The following is a 14004-nucleotide window of genomic DNA, read 5'->3' as shown; positions in this document are numbered from 1 at the left end:
GCCCGCGTCAGTTGCGGAAGGCGGCTTCCAGCAGGCCCAGCTGGTTGAGGACCGGATTCACCGGGACCTCGTCCTGAGCGTCCAGATACATGCGCCGATCCAGATAGAGGGCGCGGTCGAACAGCTTTTCGGACCGGATCAGATATTCGATCAGGGCGATGGGCAGTTCGGCATGGCTGGGTTCGCCTTCGATCTTGCGCTCGTTCAGGCGGTAGCGCGGCTCGCACGCCGTGGCGGCGGTCATGTCCCCTTCCCGCACCGCACGCTGAACCAGAAGCCAGGAGGCGATCTGCATCAGACGGGTGGTCAGCTTCATGCTTTCGGCCGCATAGGCCAGGGCGGCGGCGCGCGACAGCAGTTTGGAATCCCGGCGGCCTTCGCCATCCAGATAGGCGGCCGTTTCCTCGACCAGCTCCATGCCCTCGCGGAAGGTGCGGTCGAAAAGTTCCGAACGGGCGAAGTCGTTGACCGTGCGGGCGCGGTCCGCTGAGGCCGCGTCGGCCGGAATCATCTCAGACATGGTCATCAGGGTTATGCGCGTCCGTGCCGCAATCGGCCGCCGAAGCCGCCAGTCGCCGAAAATGTGCAATCGTCATGCCATGGAAAGCGCTTCCGCGCGAGGTCATGAGCCGAAGTTGAACAGGGCGTCGGCGGCGTTTTTCTTGGAGCGTTTGGCCTCGATCGCGGCCCTGGCGCGTCCGATCTCGGCGTCCATCGCAGCGATCCGTTCCTCCAGATCCTCGATGGAGTAGACGTCCAGATCCTCGCGGGACAGGGCGCGGAGGGGTTCGCCACGTTGCGGGCGGGGTTCGATATCTTCGAACATCGTCGTCGCCTTTCTGCGCAGTCGTGCCAATACAGGCCATCGTACCTATTTCACGCCCGGACACGGACGATTGCAAGCGGAGGCCCCCATGAGGGTGATCGAGATCGAGAACGGCGCCGGCCCGGCGGAGGCGCTGAAGATCGCCGAAAGGCCCGATCCCGCACCGGGTGCGGGACAGGTGACGATCCGCGTGCGGGCGGCTGGCGTGAACCGGCCCGACCTGCTGCAAAGGACCGGCGGCTATCCCCCGCCGCCCGGCGCATCGGACGTTATGGGGTTGGAGGTGGCGGGAGAGATCGCTGCCGTGGGCGCGAACGTCACGCGCTGGCGCGTCGGCGACCGGGTCTGCGCCCTGCTGGGCGGGGGCGGTTACGCCGAGACGGCCCTGGTCGACGCACGTCACGTCCTGCCCATCCCCGACGGCCTGGATTACGTCCAGGCGGCGGCCCTGCCCGAGACGGTCTTCACCGTCTTCGCCAATGTGTTCGAGGCGGGCGGGCTGAAGGCGGGGCAGACCCTGCTGATCCATGGCGCGACCAGCGGCATCGGCGTGACGGCCATCCAGATGGCCAAGGCGGCGGGCGCGCGGGTCATCGCCACCTCGCGCGGGGCGGAAAAGGCGGCGGCGGCCAAGGCGCTGGGCGCGGACGTCAGCCTGGACGCCAAGACCGACGATCTGGCGGCCGAAATCGCCAGGGCGGGCGGCGCGGACGTGGTTCTGGACATGGTGGGCCGCGACTACGCCGAGCTGAACCTGAACGCTCTGAAGACCGGCGGGCGCTGGGTCGTGATCGCCAGCCTGACGGGAAGCCGGGCCGAGATCGACCTGATGCGGATCATGCTGAAGCGGCTGGTCCTGACCGGATCGACGCTGCGCAGCCGGCCGGCGGACGAAAAGGCGCGGCTGGCGGCCGCCGTGGAGGCGACCGCCTGGCCGTGGGTGACGTCAGCCGCGGTCAGGCCGCCGGTGCAGGCGACCTTTCCGCTGGAGCATGCCGCCGACGCGCATCGCGCGCTGGAGACGGGCGATCACGTCGGCAAGATCGTGCTGACGGCCTGACGTCGGCCTTCCGATCAGCGGCCGACGGGGCGCAGCGACGAGATGCTGCGCGAGAAGACGCCGTCCAGACGGCGCACGTCGCCGTCGATCACGCGGCAGCGGCCCCGGAACTCGGCGTCGGTGCAGACTTCCCACCGGCCCTGGACCCGCACCGAGACGACGCGGTCGTTGAAGGGCGTGCGACCCAGGTTGCGGTCTTCAGAGGTGAACTCGCGCGACGAGCCGCGGAAGTTGGGCTGGTCATAGACGGTGATGGAGGACGGGCGCCATCCGCCGCCGTTGCCGCCGCCCCAGCCGCCGCCCTCGCCTTCCCATTGACCGCGCACGGGGCCGCAGACCAGCAGGCCGTTTTCATTGGCGATGTCGAAGCGTCCGCACCGGCTGTAGTCCAGCGAACTGGCGCGACGGTCACGGCCGCCGCCCTCGCAGCGGGCGAACAGACGGCCGCCGCGCACCGAGGCGTCCGTGCAGGTCTGGCGATAGCTGCCCTGGGGCGCCCCGCCGCCATTCCAACCGCCACCGGGACGGTCGCCGCCCCAGCCCGGACGATCGCCGCCGGGCCGGCCGCCGGTCTCGTAGTCCCCCCGGACCCGGCCGCAGACGAGCAGGCCGTTGTCGTTGTTGATCTCTTCGCCGCCGCAGCGCGCCAGTTCGATCGAGGTGCCGCGCAGTTGCCCGCGCGTATCGCGACAGTCGGCATAGAGCCGGCCACGGTTCACATAGGCTTCCGAACAGGAATGGGCGTAGCCGCCACGCGGCGCGACGCGCTGTTGCGCATAATCCTGGCCCGAAGCCATGGCGGCGACCAGGGCCGCTCCAAGCAGAATGGACATGTTGGTTCTCCTCTCCCGAAGCAGAAAAGCTTCACTACCGCGAAGGTTGCGTCGGGTCGGATGAACCGTTGCTGTATGGGATTGTCGGGCGGCGTTTTCTTTTCGGGCGAATAGGCCTATATCGACATCATACGCGCCCGGCCGAAAGGTCGGGCGCCGTCGTATCCAACGCCAGCCGAAGTCCCTTCGGCGGCTCAACAACACCGGGACGAACGCCCCATGAGCGACATTCTGATGCCCAAGGCCACTGCGGTCTGGCTGGTCGACAACACCTCCCTCAGCTTCGAGCAGATCGCCGACTTCTGCGGCCTGCATCCGCTGGAAGTGCGCGGCATCGCCGACGGCGACGTGGCCCGCGATATCCGCGGCGTCGATCCCGTGACCGGCGGCCAGCTGACGCGCGAGGAACTGGACAAGGCCCAGGCCGACGAGAACTATCGCATGAAGGCCATCGTCAGCCGCCACGCCGAACTGCTGAAGTCGGCCAAGCCGGCGCCCAAATATACGCCCGTGTCGCGCCGTCAGGACCGCCCGGACGCCATCGCCTGGTTCGTGCGCAACCACCCGGAAGTGACCGACGCCCAGATCGCCAAGCTGCTGGGCACGACCAAGTCGACCATCGAGAGCGTGCGCAACCGCACCCACTGGAATTCGGCCAACATCAAGCCGGTCGATCCCGTGACCCTGGGCCTGGTCGGCCAGCTGGTGCTGGACGAAGTGGTCAAGAAGGCCGCCGAGAAGAAGGCCAAGGACGACGCCAAGAACGGCGGCGGCACCCTGCAGCCGGTCGTGGAAGAGGCCGAGCCCGAGTTCGTCCCCGAAGCGCGCGAGCGTCCGGGCGCCGAGCCCACGGCGGAATCCGTCTTCGGCAAGCGCGACTGATCGCGCGCGCCAGATCCGCATGAAAACGGCCCCGGAGAGCGATCTCCGGGGCCGTCGTCATTTTCAGGGAGGGGCCGACCCGATCAGGTCGCGCGCGCCTCCAGACTGGAAATCTCTTCCTTGAGCCGAAGCTTCTTCTGCTTCAGTTCCCTGACCTGCAACGTGTCCACGGACGGACGGGTAAGCTCCTTCTGGATCGTCTGATCCAGGATGCGATGACGATTACCCAGTTCGCGAATACGAGCCTCGATGGTCATGGCTTGCGCCTCCTCAGGTTAGGGACCAGTAGAGTGAGCGCCCGGTTCGACGGCCTGTGGAATCACATTCCGGTGACAGACCGCCAAGCCGGACGACAAGGAGGCTGGCCCCAAAAATGGACAATCCTGTGAAAGGAGCCGTACAGACGCCGCCTGCCCGGATCGTGGTTGGAATTTCAGGGGCTTCGGGCGCGATCTATGGCGCGCGCGTGCTGGACGCGCTGAACGACCTGGGCGTCGAGAGCCATCTCGTGGTCACGAAGGCCGCCCTGCTCACATTGTCGCAGGAGACCGATCTGACGGCCGACGCGCTGACGGCAAAGGCGTCCGTGACGCACAGGCTGGCCGATGTCGGAGCATCCATCGCCTCGGGCTCTTTCCGCACGCTGGGCATGATCGTGGCCCCCTGTTCGGTGCGGACGATGAGCGAGATCGCCAGCGGCGTGACCTCCTCCCTGCTGACACGCGCCGCCGACGTCACGCTGAAGGAACGCCGGCCGCTGGTTCTGATGGTGCGCGAGACGCCCTTCCACCTGGGTCATCTGCGGACGATGACGGCCCTGGCCGAGATGGGGGCGACCATCGCCCCGCCCCTGCCCGCCTTCTATGCGCGGCCCGCTACGATCCAGGCCATGGTCGATCAGTCGGTCGGCCGGGCCCTGGACCTGTTCGGCCTGGACTGGGGCGCGGTGAACCGCTGGGAGGGGCTGAAGTGAGGCTGTGGGACTGGGCCGTGGCCGCCTATGGCGCGCCCGAGGTCGGCGAGGCCTGTCTGGCCCTGCAGGACAGCCACGAACAGAACGTGCCCCTGTTGCTTTGGTCGGCCTGGCTCGCGGCGACCGGGCGACGGCCGGACGAGGAGACGCTTGAGGCCGCCTGCGACACCGCCCGCGCCTGGGACAGCGTGGTGGTCGCGCCGCTGAGAGCCGTTCGCCGCACGCTGAAGGCCCCCGTCCCCGACATCGACGACGGCCCGCGCGAGAGCGTGCGCAATCGCATCAAGGGGCTGGAACTGGAAGCCGAACGCTATCTTCTGGAAGCGCTGGAGACCCTGGCGCCGTCGCCCGCCGGCTCGCCGCGCCCGACGCTGGAGGCCCTGGTCGCCACGGCGCGCGTCTGGGCGCCGGTGACGCCGCGTCCGGCGCTGATCCGTCTGGCCGAGGCCCTTCCGGGGTGAGACAGGCGTGGCTATAACCGCGCCGGGGACCGCACGATGAACGACGACATTCCGGACATCACTGAAGAAGAGGCGGCGCTGCACGCCCGCGTCAAACTGCTGCGTCAGGAACACGCCGACCTGGACGCCTCCATCGAGGCCCTGGGCCATGCCGCCGTGCCGAACCAGCTGTTGATCGCCCGGCTGAAGCGCAAGAAGCTGGCCTTGAAGGACGAGATCGTGAAGATCGAGGACCGCATCCTGCCCGACATCATCGCCTGATCGGCCCGAAAGCCTCCGCATCGGCGCCCCGCCAGGGTCCAAAAGTCGCCCCAACGACCTGACACAAGCCCGCCCTCGCCGGGGCCGGCCGTCGTTCGGACGCCGCCCGCCCCACTCTCCCCCGCGTAGAGACGCCGGAGACGCCGCCGAATGCGACGCCTGCTGATCGACGCGCCGTTGGCGCGTTGCAAGACCCTGTTGATCCACTCGGGCCAGACGCTGGGCCAGACGGCCGGCCTGGCCGCCCTGGCCCTGTTCGTCGCCGCCTTTGCGCCCGGCATGACCGCGCCCGCACCCCAACCGGGGGTCGCCGCGCCTGTTCCGCCGCCGCTTCAGGCCAAGGCCGAGGCCGCCGGGCCGGTGATGCGTCAGATCGTCTTCACCGCGCCCGTGAAGGGCCACGCCGTCAACTCGGCCTTCGGCCTGCGCAAACTGGCGATCGAGACCAGGGCGCGGGCGCATAAGGGGGTCGACATCGCCGCGCCGATGGGCACCTCCGTCTTCACCGCCGCCGAGGGGCGCGTGTTGCGGACCGGCTTCGATCCCGAAGGTTATGGCGCCTTCATCGAGGTGGAGCATCCGAACGGCATGACGACCCTGTATGGCCATCTCAGCCGCGTGGATGTGGCGCAGGGCGACGCCGTAACGCCGGGCCAACGGATCGGCCTGGTGGGCTCCACCGGCTATTCGACCGGCCCGCACCTGCATTTCGAGGTGCGGCGCGACGGCGGCCAGATCAATCCGGCCAAGGTCATGGACCGCCATTTTCAGATCGCGGCGAAGTCGGCGGTCTGACGGAACCCACGACCCGTGCGATGAGGCATTGCCGCTGGCGTCCCGTCCAACCTTGTTGCTAGGCTGAGCGCCAGACAACGGGGGGCGGCATGACGGCGGCGTTGACGCTGGACGGCGTGAGCAAGCGATACGGCGACTTCGACGCCGTGCGCGATCTGAGTTTTCAGGTCGGCAAGGGGTCGATCTGCGGCTTCCTGGGACCGAACGGGGCGGGCAAGACCTCGACCCTGCGGATGATCCTGGGGCTGCAGCCGGCGACGTCGGGGCGAATCGAAATCCTGGGCGCGCCGGACGGGCGGATGGTGCGTGACCGGATCGGCTTCCTGCCCGAGGAGCGCGGCCTCTACAAGAAGATGACGCCGGTGGAGGCTATCGCCTTCTTCGGCGCCCTGAAGGGCCTGCCGACGGCCGAGGGCAGGACGCGCGCGCGCCAGATGCTGGAGCAGCAGGGTCTGGGCGCGGCGCAGAAGAAGAAGATGAAGGAGTTGTCCAAGGGCCTGGCCCAGAAGGTGCAGTTGATCGCCTCGGTCGTGCATCGGCCCGAGTTCGTGATCCTGGACGAGCCCTTCTCCGGCCTGGACCCCGTCAATCAGCAGGGGCTGGAGGCCATGATCCGCGGCCTGGCGGCGGACGGAGCGACGGTGCTGTTCTCCACCCACGTCATGCAGCATGCCGAGCGTCTGTGCGACACGGTCGTGCTGCTGGCGCGCGGGCGAAAGGCGTTCGAGGGGACGGTGGATCAGGCCACGGCCACCGCGCCGCGCTTCCTGGATCTGGAGGGCGACATCACGACCCAGGCGGCGGCGGCACTGCCCGGCGTGGCGGGGGTCGAGGTGATCGCCGAGCCGGGCGCGCCCCGGCGACTGAAGATCGCCCTGTCGCCGGGCGCCGGCGGACAGGAGGCGCTGAAGGCGGCCTTCCTGGGCGGGCTGGACGTGCGTGGCTTCGCCTTGAAGGAGCCGACGCTGCACGACGCCTTCATCGGCCTGACCGGCGACCGGCCGGATCAGCCTGTGGTCAAGGAGACGGCTCGATGAAACGCATCCTTCTGATCGCGCGCCGGGAATATGTCGCCTACGCCAAGACGGTGGGTTTCTGGCTGTCGCTGCTGGCCTTTCCGCTGTTCGCCGTGCTGGGCGGGGGCATTCCGCTGCTGGTCCGCTCGTCCGAGCCGATAAAGACGGTGGCCCTGGTCGAGGAAGGGGCGCAGGCCACCGGCCTGGCGGCCGTCGTGCGCGACGCCCTGCAGGAAGACGCCGAGAAGCGCAGCGCCAGGCTGAAGGAGGCCGCCGGGGCCGGCCAGGTCGCCGCGGGGCGCGCCGCCGCCGCCCTGGATTCACCGCGCATCCGTCTGGTCCCCGCCCCGGCGGCGGTCGCCGAGGCCGCGCCCGGCGCCGCGCGCGATGCGGCCCTGCGCGCCGTGCTGGACCGCGAGGCGGCCAAGGACAAGCGGCTGGACGCCGTGGTCTTCCTGAGCCGAGCCGACGGCAAACCCCAGGCCCAGGTCTGGACCCGCCGGGCCACCGACAACGAGGTGCGCGACTTCGTGCGCGGCGCCTTGCGCGACGGCTATCGCGACCAGGCCCTGACGGCCGCCGGCGTCGCCCCGGCCCTGGTGGCGCAGATTCAGGACTTCCGCCCCGATGTGAAAGCCTTTTCGCCCAATGCGGCCAGCGGCGGCGAGGTGTCGTTGCGCGACCGTCTGCCGACCTTCATCGGCCTGGGCGCGGGTTTCCTGCTGTGGTCGCTGGTCATGACCGGGGCTTCCATCCTGCTGAACAGCGTGATGGAGGAGAAGTCGAATCGCATCCTGGAGGTGCTGCTGTCCTCGGCCTCGGCGACCGAACTGCTGACGGGCAAGGTGCTTGGGGTGGCGCTGCTGACCCTGACGGTGATGGGCGTATGGGGTGCGATCGGCGCGTTCGGCCTGATGTCGGCCGCGCCCCAGGCGGCGGCCCAGGCGGCCCAGGTGTTGCTGCACGGCGGCCTGATCTTCTATTTCATCGCCTATATGGTCGGCGGATATCTGATGTACGCCGTGCTGTTCGCCGCCATCGGCGCCTTTTGCGAGACGCCGCGCGACGCCCAGACCCTGATGGGGCCGATCATGATGGTGTTGATCGTGCCGATCCTGGTCATGCAGATGGCCCTGACCAGTCCGGACGCGCCGGTGGTTCGGATCCTGTCGTGGATCCCCTTCTTCACCCCGTTCCTGATGAGCGCCCGGGCGCCCAGCGACCCGCCGTTGATCGAGGTCGTCCTGACCCTGATCGGCATGTTCGCCACGGCGGCCTTCATGGTCTGGATCGCCGGCCGGGCCTTCCGCGCCGGCGCCCTGTCGGACGTGAAGCTCAGCTGGAAGACGTTCGGACGGGCGGTGACGGGACGGGGATGAGGCGCTGTCCCCGTCTCCTTCCCGCGACGCGGTGAGGAAACAAGAAAAGGCCGCCTCCTTTCGGAAGCGGCCTTTGATCTTTCGGCTTTCGCCTGATCCCTTGCGGGACGGGTCTTAACGACCGCCGGGCACGCGCGGCTTCGGCGCGGGCAGCAGGCCCTCGCGCTGGGCGCGCTTGCGGGCCAGCTTGCGGGCGCGACGGACAGCCTCGGCCTTTTGACGGGCGCGCTTTTCCGACGGCTTTTCGTAATGAACGTGGCGCTTCATTTCACGGAAGCTGCCTTCGCGCTGCATCTTCTTCTTGAGGGCTTTCAGCGCTTGGTCGACGTTGTTGTCGCGGACGAAAATCTGAACCAGGGGTCTCTCTCCTTTGGCCGCCCGCCGCGTCCTTTCGAAGGGAGACGGGCAGACAAATAAAATCCTCTCCCGAAAGCAGGGCTCTCGGATGAAGGCGCGCTGATACACGACCCGCCCCCGCGTGTCCAGACGCCCGGCCAGTTCGTCAAGACCATTCTTGAAGGCTCGAAACCCCGGCGCGACCGGCGTAAGGTGTCGCCATGACACAGACTCCCGATTGGGCCGAACGCACCGAACAGGCCGTTCTGGACGCCGCCATCGCCCGCGCGCCCGCCCTGGGCTGGAACGCGCGGCTGGTGCGCGAGGCGTCCGAGGCCTGCGGCCTGTCGCTGGGGGACGAGGAACTGCTGCTGCCCAACGGCGCGCGAGATCTGGCCGCCCTGCTGTCGCGCCGCCACGACGCGCGGGCGCTGGCGGCCCTAGGCGCCGTGGATCCCGCCAGCCTGAAAATTCGCGAGCGAATCGCCCGCGCCGTGTCCGAACGGATGGAGGCCGGCGCCGAAGACCTGGAGGCCGCGCGCCGCTGCGCCGCCTTCCTGGCCCTGCCCGTCAACGTCGACCTGGGGCTGAAGCTGGCCTGGGAGACCGCGGACCATCTGTGGCGCTGGGCCGGGGACGAGGCGACCGACTGGAACCACTATTCCAAGCGGACGATCCTGTCCGGCATCCTGATTCCGGCCCTGACGATGCGCTGGTTCGACGGCCGCGAGGCGGCGGAAGCCTTCGTCGCGCGGCGGATCGAGAACGTCATGGCCTTCGAGAAGTGGAAGGCGGGCAAGGACTTCGACGCGCCGTTCAGGAAGGTCAGCGATGCGCTGAGCCGCATGCGGTATGGGGCGAAGGCTTAGGCTCGCCCCCTCTCCGTCATCCTCGGGCTTGACCCGAGGATCGGATGATCCGTCGCACGTGGGAATGGAGGGCGCACAGCGGAACGGCGCCCGATCCTCGGGTCAAGCCCGAGGATGACGAAGAATTAGCCAAGGAGCCCCAACACCCGGTTCACATGGGCCATCTTGCGGCCCGGACGGGCCTCGGCCTTGCCGTAGAGGTGCAGGCGTTCGTCGGACTTGGCCGACAGCTTGCGCCAGTCCTCGACCTCGTCACCCAGCAGGTTGGTCATTTCGATGCGGGCGTGGGCCGTCGTCGGGCCAAGCGGCCAACCGGCGATGGCGCGGATGTGCTGTTCGAACTGGTCGCAGACGCAGCCGTCCTGGGTCCAGTGGCCGGTGTTGTGGACGCGCGGGGCGATCTCGTTGACCAGAAGCACGTCGTCTCCGAGGTCGAACAGTTCGACGCCCAGGACGCCGACATAGTCCAGCCCGTCCAGAATCGCCTCGGCGATGGCGCGGGCGCGAACCTGGGTCTTCTCGTCCACGGCGGCGGGGGCCAGGGTGGTGCGCAGGACGCCGCCTTCGTGCCGGTTCTCCCCCAGCGGATAGACCGCCATATGGCCGTCCCAGTCGCGGGCGGCGATGACCGACAGTTCGCGCACGAAGGTCGCCTTGGCCTCCAGAATGGCCGGACGGCCGCCCAGACTGTCCAGAGCGGCGGCGGCTTGGGCCGCCTCATGGATCCAGACCTGACCCTTGCCGTCATAGCCTTCGCGGCGGGTTTTCAAGAGGGCGGGCAGGCCCAGGGTCTCGATCCCAGCCATCAGGTCGTCCAGCGTATCGATGACGGCGAAGGCGACCGTCGGGGCGCCGACGGCGTTCAGGAAGGTCTTTTCGTCCACCCGGTCCTGCGACACGCGCAGCGCCGTGGGCCCCGGCGCGACCAGGGCGCCCGCCTCGGCCAGACGTTCGATGGATTCGGCCGGCACGTTCTCGAACTCGAAGGTGACGACGTCGGCGGCGCGGCCCAGCGCCGACAGGGCCTTGGGGTCGTCATAGGCGGCGACGATCTGGCGCGCCGAAACCCGGCCGGCCGGGCTGTCGGCCTCAGGGTCCAGGATCACGACGTCGAAACCCAGGCGCGAGGCGGCCTGGCTCAGCATCCGGCCCAGCTGGCCGCCGCCGATGATGCCGAGGGTCGAACCGGGAGGAAGCGGAAGGCTGGGCACTCAGTCCTCGACGGTTTCTGCGACGGATTCGGTCTGGGCGGCGCGGAAGGCGGCCAAGCGTCCGGCCAGCCCCGCGTCCGACAGGGCCAGGATCTGGGCGGCCAGGATGCCGGCGTTGGCGGCGCCCGCCTCGCCGATGGCCAGGGTCGCGACCGGAACGCCGGCCGGCATCTGCACGATCGACAGCAGGCTATCCATGCCCTTCAAGGCCTTGGACTCGACCGGTACGCCCAGCACGGGCAGTTCGGTCATGGAGGCGGTCATGCCCGGCAGGTGGGCGGCGCCCCCGGCCCCGGCGATGATCACCTTGTATCCGGAGGCCTTGGCGCCCGTGGCGAAATCAACCAGGCGTTGGGGCGTGCGGTGGGCGCTGACGACCTTGGCGTCCCAGGCGACGCCCAGCTGGTCCAGGCGATCGGCGGCCAGTTTCATCGTCGGCCAGTCCGAACGGCTGCCCATGATGATCGCCACCGGGGTTTGGGAAGTCGCCATGTCTGCAAGGCCCCTCGCGGAAAGGCGCCCGTTACAGCACCGGGGCGGCGCCCGCAACCGGACCGGCGCCCGGACAGGCCGCAGAGCGGCGGTTTCCAGCCCCGAGCGCCCTTCTAAGTGGGAGATTCACGCTCTACCATCGGTCAATCGCGCGCCGAGTGAGTCGCGCGCCATCGGAGCCTGACTGCGCCGTGACCGACGTGGCCGAACACGACCTGACCGCCGAGATCGCGCGGCTCCGCGCCGAACTGGACGCCTGGAAGGCCCGCGCCGCCGCCGCAGAGGCCGCCGCCGACCATGACGTCCTGACCCCGGCGCTCAATCGACGCGGCTTCGTCGCCGCCATGCAGCGGACCATGGCCTATTGCCAACGGCACGACGTGCCGGCGGTGCTGCTGTATCTGGACATGGACGGGTTCAAGGGGGTGAACGACCGGCTGGGCCACGCCGCCGGCGACGCGGCCCTGGTGGCGGTGGCCAAGCTGTTCCTGACGCATCTGCGTGAATCCGACGCCGTCGGTCGGATGGGCGGCGACGAGTTCGCCCTGCTGATGCTGAACGCCGGGCTGGACGAGGGCCGCGCCAAGGCGCGCCAGCTGTCCGAGGCCATGACCTCCGAAGGTTTCGTCTGGGAGGGCGAACGCGCGCCGTTGGGCGGGTCTTTCGGCGTGCGCGCCTGGGAGGGTCACACCGACCCCGAGGTCTGGCTGACCGAGGCGGACGCCGCCATGTGGGTGCGGAAGAAGGGGCGCTGAAGGCCCCTTCCCCGCCTGTCTTCCTTACAGCGGCAGGCGCAGCTGGACGCCGCCCATATGGCTGTCGGCGTGATCGCCGAACCGGCCGCGATAGCCGATGGTGATCTTGACCGGCCCCACGTCGCCCTCGACCCCGGCCGAGGCCAGGAACTGACCGCCGAACGGATTGTCGATTTCCCGTGACTGAACCTGGGCCGGGTTGTTGTAGATGCCGACGCGGACCGGGTCGGAACTGTCGTCCAGGGCGTCGCGATAGCCGCCCTCGGCGAACAGGTTGAAACCGCCCATCTCGGCCTCGGCGCGCAGGGAGACTTCGCCGGTCAGAGCCTTCACCGTGCGGTCGCCGTACTGGTACTGGGCGGCGACGCCCTGTTCGACATAGCCGTCCACGTCGCTGGAGACATAGGCCAGGGCCGCGCGGGGCGACAGGGCGAAGCCGCCCATGTCGAACCACATCCCGCCTTGCAGGCGCGCGCCGGTGCTGAGAGCGCGGGTCTCGGCTGTGTGGACGATCGGCGCCAGACTGGTGATGCGTTCGATGTCGTCGATATTGTCGCGCGCCACGCCGGCCGCCGCATTGACGAAAACGTCGCCCGAGCGCCAGCCGCCATAGACGTCCAGGCCGAAGCTCTCGACGTTGAAGTTCAGGCTGCGGCTCTGCACGTCAGTCTTCCTCGCCGTGCCGGCCAGGCCGAAGCGCCAGTTGGCCGAGGGGCCGGCCTCCAGCGCGATACGGGCGCCCCAGCCGTCGCTGGACGAGGAGGTCACGGAACCCCGCGCGTCGGTGTCGACGCTGTCGACCAGGGCCGCCGTGGTGACGGACACGCCAGCTTCCCACGGCGAGCGGCCCGACAGGGCCTGGGCGGCCGCGTCCAGCCCGCCCTCGCGGTGACGATAGGCCGTCTCGCCCTGCAGCGTCGTCTGAGCGCCCAGGTCGCCGTAGTAGAGGTAGTCGTTGGCCAACTGGGCGATGATCCGATGGCCGGCCGCCGTCGGGTGAACGCCGTCGAAGTAGAAATAGCTGTCCGGATTGCTGCACACCGTCGCCCCGTTGAAGCAGGGCTGGGTGATGTTGGTGATGCCGAAGGCGCCGGGATTGGCGGCCAATGTGTCGCCGACCTTGAACAGGTCCATCAGAATGATGTTGCTGCCGGGGCGAGCGGCGGCGGTGGCGGCGATGCTGGTCTGCAGCGCCGTATTGAAGGTCGAGGCGGAATAGTCAGCCAGGGGCGCCGCGGCCGTGCCCCGGAACTGGGGCGTCAGGCTGAGCTTGGGCAAGTTCGAGACCAGAATGGTCCCCGCGCCTGCGCCGGCCACGGTGTTGACCAGACTGTTGACGTTGGCCGCCGCCGTGGTGACGACGGGGGTCATGGCCGCGACCGGGCTGGACGAGGCCCCGGCGGCCGGCAGGGCCTGGAAGATGTCGTTGGCCCCGCCCAGGACCGTGACCAGGTCGCCCGAACCGAACTTGCCGCCGGCGGCGGTGTAGCGCGACAGCTGGTTCAGCATGCCGAAGGGCACGCCGGTAGAGGCGTCGGTGCGCGAACCGCCGAAGGCGTAGTTGATGCTGCCGCTGACGGAGCCGTTGAAGTTGGCGGCGTTGAAGCCCAGCAGTTCGGTCCACACGCGCCCGCTGGAGAAACGGCCCTGATAGTAGGGCGGCGACGGCGGCTGGGTTCCGCCCGAAATCAGATACAGATTGCCGTTGTCGCTGAGACTGTCGCCGAAGACGACCAGGCGGTTGTAGGTCTGGGCCGAGGCAGAGCCCGCGAAGGCGCAGGCGGCCAGCGCCAAAGCGGCGACGGCGCCGCCGGTGAGAAAGCGTGACATGGATCCTCCCAAGGCCGTCGTGCAT

At 69.0% G+C, this 14004-nt stretch carries 18 protein-coding genes; 10 read left to right on the top strand and 8 right to left on the bottom strand.

The window, feature by feature from the left end; genetic code table 11:
• Positions 1-7: 7 nt before the first annotated feature.
• On the bottom strand, positions 8-526 hold the full coding sequence (gene rcdA / locus ACWPV3_RS08430; RefSeq protein ID WP_409516201.1) for a protease adaptor protein RcdA: 519 nt from the start codon (positions 524-526) through the stop codon (positions 8-10).
• Between the two features lie 96 nt (positions 527-622).
• Positions 623-826 (bottom strand): DUF1192 domain-containing protein, encoded by a 204-nt coding sequence (locus ACWPV3_RS08425; RefSeq protein WP_292087200.1) that lies wholly within the window; start codon positions 824-826, stop codon positions 623-625.
• An 88-nt stretch (positions 827-914) separates the two neighbouring features.
• Between ACWPV3_RS08425 and ACWPV3_RS08420 the strand changes: the two genes are divergently transcribed.
• Positions 915-1886, top strand: a complete 972-nt coding sequence (locus ACWPV3_RS08420) for an NAD(P)H-quinone oxidoreductase (RefSeq protein ID WP_453977580.1) — start codon at positions 915-917, stop codon at positions 1884-1886.
• Between the two features lie 14 nt (positions 1887-1900).
• On the opposite strand, the gene ACWPV3_RS08415 is transcribed toward ACWPV3_RS08420, so the two are convergent.
• Positions 1901-2719, bottom strand: a complete 819-nt coding sequence (locus ACWPV3_RS08415) for a beta/gamma crystallin-related protein (RefSeq protein ID WP_453977579.1) — start codon at positions 2717-2719, stop codon at positions 1901-1903.
• 219 nt (positions 2720-2938) lie between these two features.
• Between ACWPV3_RS08415 and ACWPV3_RS08410 the strand changes: the two genes are divergently transcribed.
• The gene (locus ACWPV3_RS08410; protein ID WP_292087204.1) at positions 2939-3601 is read left to right on the top strand and encodes a DUF1013 domain-containing protein; all 663 of its coding nucleotides are present in this window, start codon (positions 2939-2941) and stop codon (positions 3599-3601) included.
• Positions 3602-3684: 83 nt separating this feature from the next.
• Here ACWPV3_RS08410 and ACWPV3_RS08405 read toward each other — a convergent pair whose 3' ends face one another.
• Positions 3685-3858 carry a YdcH family protein gene (locus tag ACWPV3_RS08405; protein ID WP_312735144.1) on the bottom strand — a complete coding sequence of 58 codons (174 nt, stop codon included), beginning with the start codon at positions 3856-3858 and terminating at the stop codon, positions 3685-3687.
• A 116-nt stretch (positions 3859-3974) separates the two neighbouring features.
• Between ACWPV3_RS08405 and ACWPV3_RS08400 the strand changes: the two genes are divergently transcribed.
• The 6 genes from ACWPV3_RS08400 to ACWPV3_RS08375 all read left to right on the top strand — a co-directional run bounded on the left by ACWPV3_RS08400 (position 3975) and on the right by ACWPV3_RS08375 (position 8486).
• Positions 3975-4574, top strand: a complete 600-nt coding sequence (locus ACWPV3_RS08400; protein ID WP_453977578.1) for a UbiX family flavin prenyltransferase — start codon at positions 3975-3977, stop codon at positions 4572-4574.
• Positions 4571-5035 carry a TIGR02444 family protein gene (locus ACWPV3_RS08395; protein WP_453977577.1) on the top strand — a complete coding sequence of 155 codons (465 nt, stop codon included), beginning with the start codon at positions 4571-4573 and terminating at the stop codon, positions 5033-5035. Before ACWPV3_RS08400 ends, ACWPV3_RS08395 begins: the two co-directional genes overlap by 4 nt.
• Positions 5036-5071: 36 nt before the next feature.
• Positions 5072-5296: a YdcH family protein gene (locus tag ACWPV3_RS08390; protein ID WP_312735138.1), complete on the top strand. Its 225-nt coding sequence runs from the start codon at positions 5072-5074 to the stop codon at positions 5294-5296.
• 150 nt (positions 5297-5446) lie between these two features.
• The gene (locus ACWPV3_RS08385) at positions 5447-6091 is read left to right on the top strand and encodes a M23 family metallopeptidase (protein ID WP_453977576.1); all 645 of its coding nucleotides are present in this window, start codon (positions 5447-5449) and stop codon (positions 6089-6091) included.
• Between the two features lie 89 nt (positions 6092-6180).
• Complete coding sequence (locus ACWPV3_RS08380; RefSeq protein ID WP_453977575.1) at positions 6181-7128, top strand: ABC transporter ATP-binding protein; 948 nt, start codon at positions 6181-6183, stop codon at positions 7126-7128.
• Positions 7125-8486 carry an ABC transporter permease gene (locus tag ACWPV3_RS08375; protein WP_453977574.1) on the top strand — a complete coding sequence of 454 codons (1362 nt, stop codon included), beginning with the start codon at positions 7125-7127 and terminating at the stop codon, positions 8484-8486. Before ACWPV3_RS08380 ends, ACWPV3_RS08375 begins: the two co-directional genes overlap by 4 nt.
• Before the next feature lie 114 nt (positions 8487-8600).
• On the opposite strand, the gene rpsU is transcribed toward ACWPV3_RS08375, so the two are convergent.
• Positions 8601-8843, bottom strand: a complete 243-nt coding sequence (gene rpsU / locus ACWPV3_RS08370) for a 30S ribosomal protein S21 (RefSeq protein WP_087120183.1) — start codon at positions 8841-8843, stop codon at positions 8601-8603.
• A gap of 200 nt (positions 8844-9043) precedes the next feature.
• Between rpsU and ACWPV3_RS08365 the strand changes: the two genes are divergently transcribed.
• Positions 9044-9691 carry a COQ9 family protein gene (locus tag ACWPV3_RS08365; protein WP_453977573.1) on the top strand — a complete coding sequence of 216 codons (648 nt, stop codon included), beginning with the start codon at positions 9044-9046 and terminating at the stop codon, positions 9689-9691.
• A gap of 125 nt (positions 9692-9816) precedes the next feature.
• Here ACWPV3_RS08365 and ACWPV3_RS08360 read toward each other — a convergent pair whose 3' ends face one another.
• A complete protein-coding gene (locus ACWPV3_RS08360; protein WP_453977572.1) occupies positions 9817-10902 on the bottom strand; it encodes a 5-(carboxyamino)imidazole ribonucleotide synthase in 1086 nt (361 codons plus the stop codon).
• Complete coding sequence (gene purE, locus ACWPV3_RS08355) at positions 10903-11394, bottom strand: 5-(carboxyamino)imidazole ribonucleotide mutase (protein ID WP_453977571.1); 492 nt, start codon at positions 11392-11394, stop codon at positions 10903-10905.
• 191 nt (positions 11395-11585) lie between these two features.
• Between purE and ACWPV3_RS08350 the strand changes: the two genes are divergently transcribed.
• Positions 11586-12149 (top strand): GGDEF domain-containing protein, encoded by a 564-nt coding sequence (locus ACWPV3_RS08350; protein WP_313453120.1) that lies wholly within the window; start codon positions 11586-11588, stop codon positions 12147-12149.
• 24 nt (positions 12150-12173) lie between these two features.
• Here the strand turns inward: ACWPV3_RS08350 and ACWPV3_RS08345 are convergent, their stop codons facing one another.
• Positions 12174-13979 (bottom strand): autotransporter domain-containing protein, encoded by a 1806-nt coding sequence (locus ACWPV3_RS08345; RefSeq protein WP_453977570.1) that lies wholly within the window; start codon positions 13977-13979, stop codon positions 12174-12176.
• Positions 13980-14004: the final 25 nt, after the last annotated feature.

Source organism: Brevundimonas sp. Marseille-Q4549, from assembly GCF_976940555.1.
The sequence above is the reverse complement of the archived record's forward strand: the minus strand, read 5'-3'. Positions and strand labels throughout refer to the sequence as shown.

Coding starts and splice junctions, on each gene's coding strand:
- ACWPV3_RS08390 (WP_312735138.1), top strand. CDS start 5,072: ATGAACGACGACATTCCGGACATCACTGAAGAAGAGGCGGCGCTGCAC.
- ACWPV3_RS08405 (WP_312735144.1), bottom strand. CDS start 3,858: ATGACCATCGAGGCTCGTATTCGCGAACTGGGTAATCGTCATCGCATC.
- ACWPV3_RS08345 (WP_453977570.1), bottom strand. CDS start 13,979: ATGTCACGCTTTCTCACCGGCGGCGCCGTCGCCGCTTTGGCGCTGGCC.
- ACWPV3_RS08385 (WP_453977576.1), top strand. CDS start 5,447: ATGCGACGCCTGCTGATCGACGCGCCGTTGGCGCGTTGCAAGACCCTG.
- ACWPV3_RS08375 (WP_453977574.1), top strand. CDS start 7,125: ATGAAACGCATCCTTCTGATCGCGCGCCGGGAATATGTCGCCTACGCC.
- ACWPV3_RS08380 (WP_453977575.1), top strand. CDS start 6,181: ATGACGGCGGCGTTGACGCTGGACGGCGTGAGCAAGCGATACGGCGAC.
- ACWPV3_RS08400 (WP_453977578.1), top strand. CDS start 3,975: ATGGACAATCCTGTGAAAGGAGCCGTACAGACGCCGCCTGCCCGGATC.
- ACWPV3_RS08410 (WP_292087204.1), top strand. CDS start 2,939: ATGAGCGACATTCTGATGCCCAAGGCCACTGCGGTCTGGCTGGTCGAC.
- ACWPV3_RS08365 (WP_453977573.1), top strand. CDS start 9,044: ATGACACAGACTCCCGATTGGGCCGAACGCACCGAACAGGCCGTTCTG.
- ACWPV3_RS08425 (WP_292087200.1), bottom strand. CDS start 826: ATGTTCGAAGATATCGAACCCCGCCCGCAACGTGGCGAACCCCTCCGC.
- ACWPV3_RS08420 (WP_453977580.1), top strand. CDS start 915: ATGAGGGTGATCGAGATCGAGAACGGCGCCGGCCCGGCGGAGGCGCTG.
- purE (WP_453977571.1), bottom strand. CDS start 11,394: ATGGCGACTTCCCAAACCCCGGTGGCGATCATCATGGGCAGCCGTTCG.
- rcdA (WP_409516201.1), bottom strand. CDS start 526: ATGACCATGTCTGAGATGATTCCGGCCGACGCGGCCTCAGCGGACCGC.
- ACWPV3_RS08415 (WP_453977579.1), bottom strand. CDS start 2,719: ATGTCCATTCTGCTTGGAGCGGCCCTGGTCGCCGCCATGGCTTCGGGC.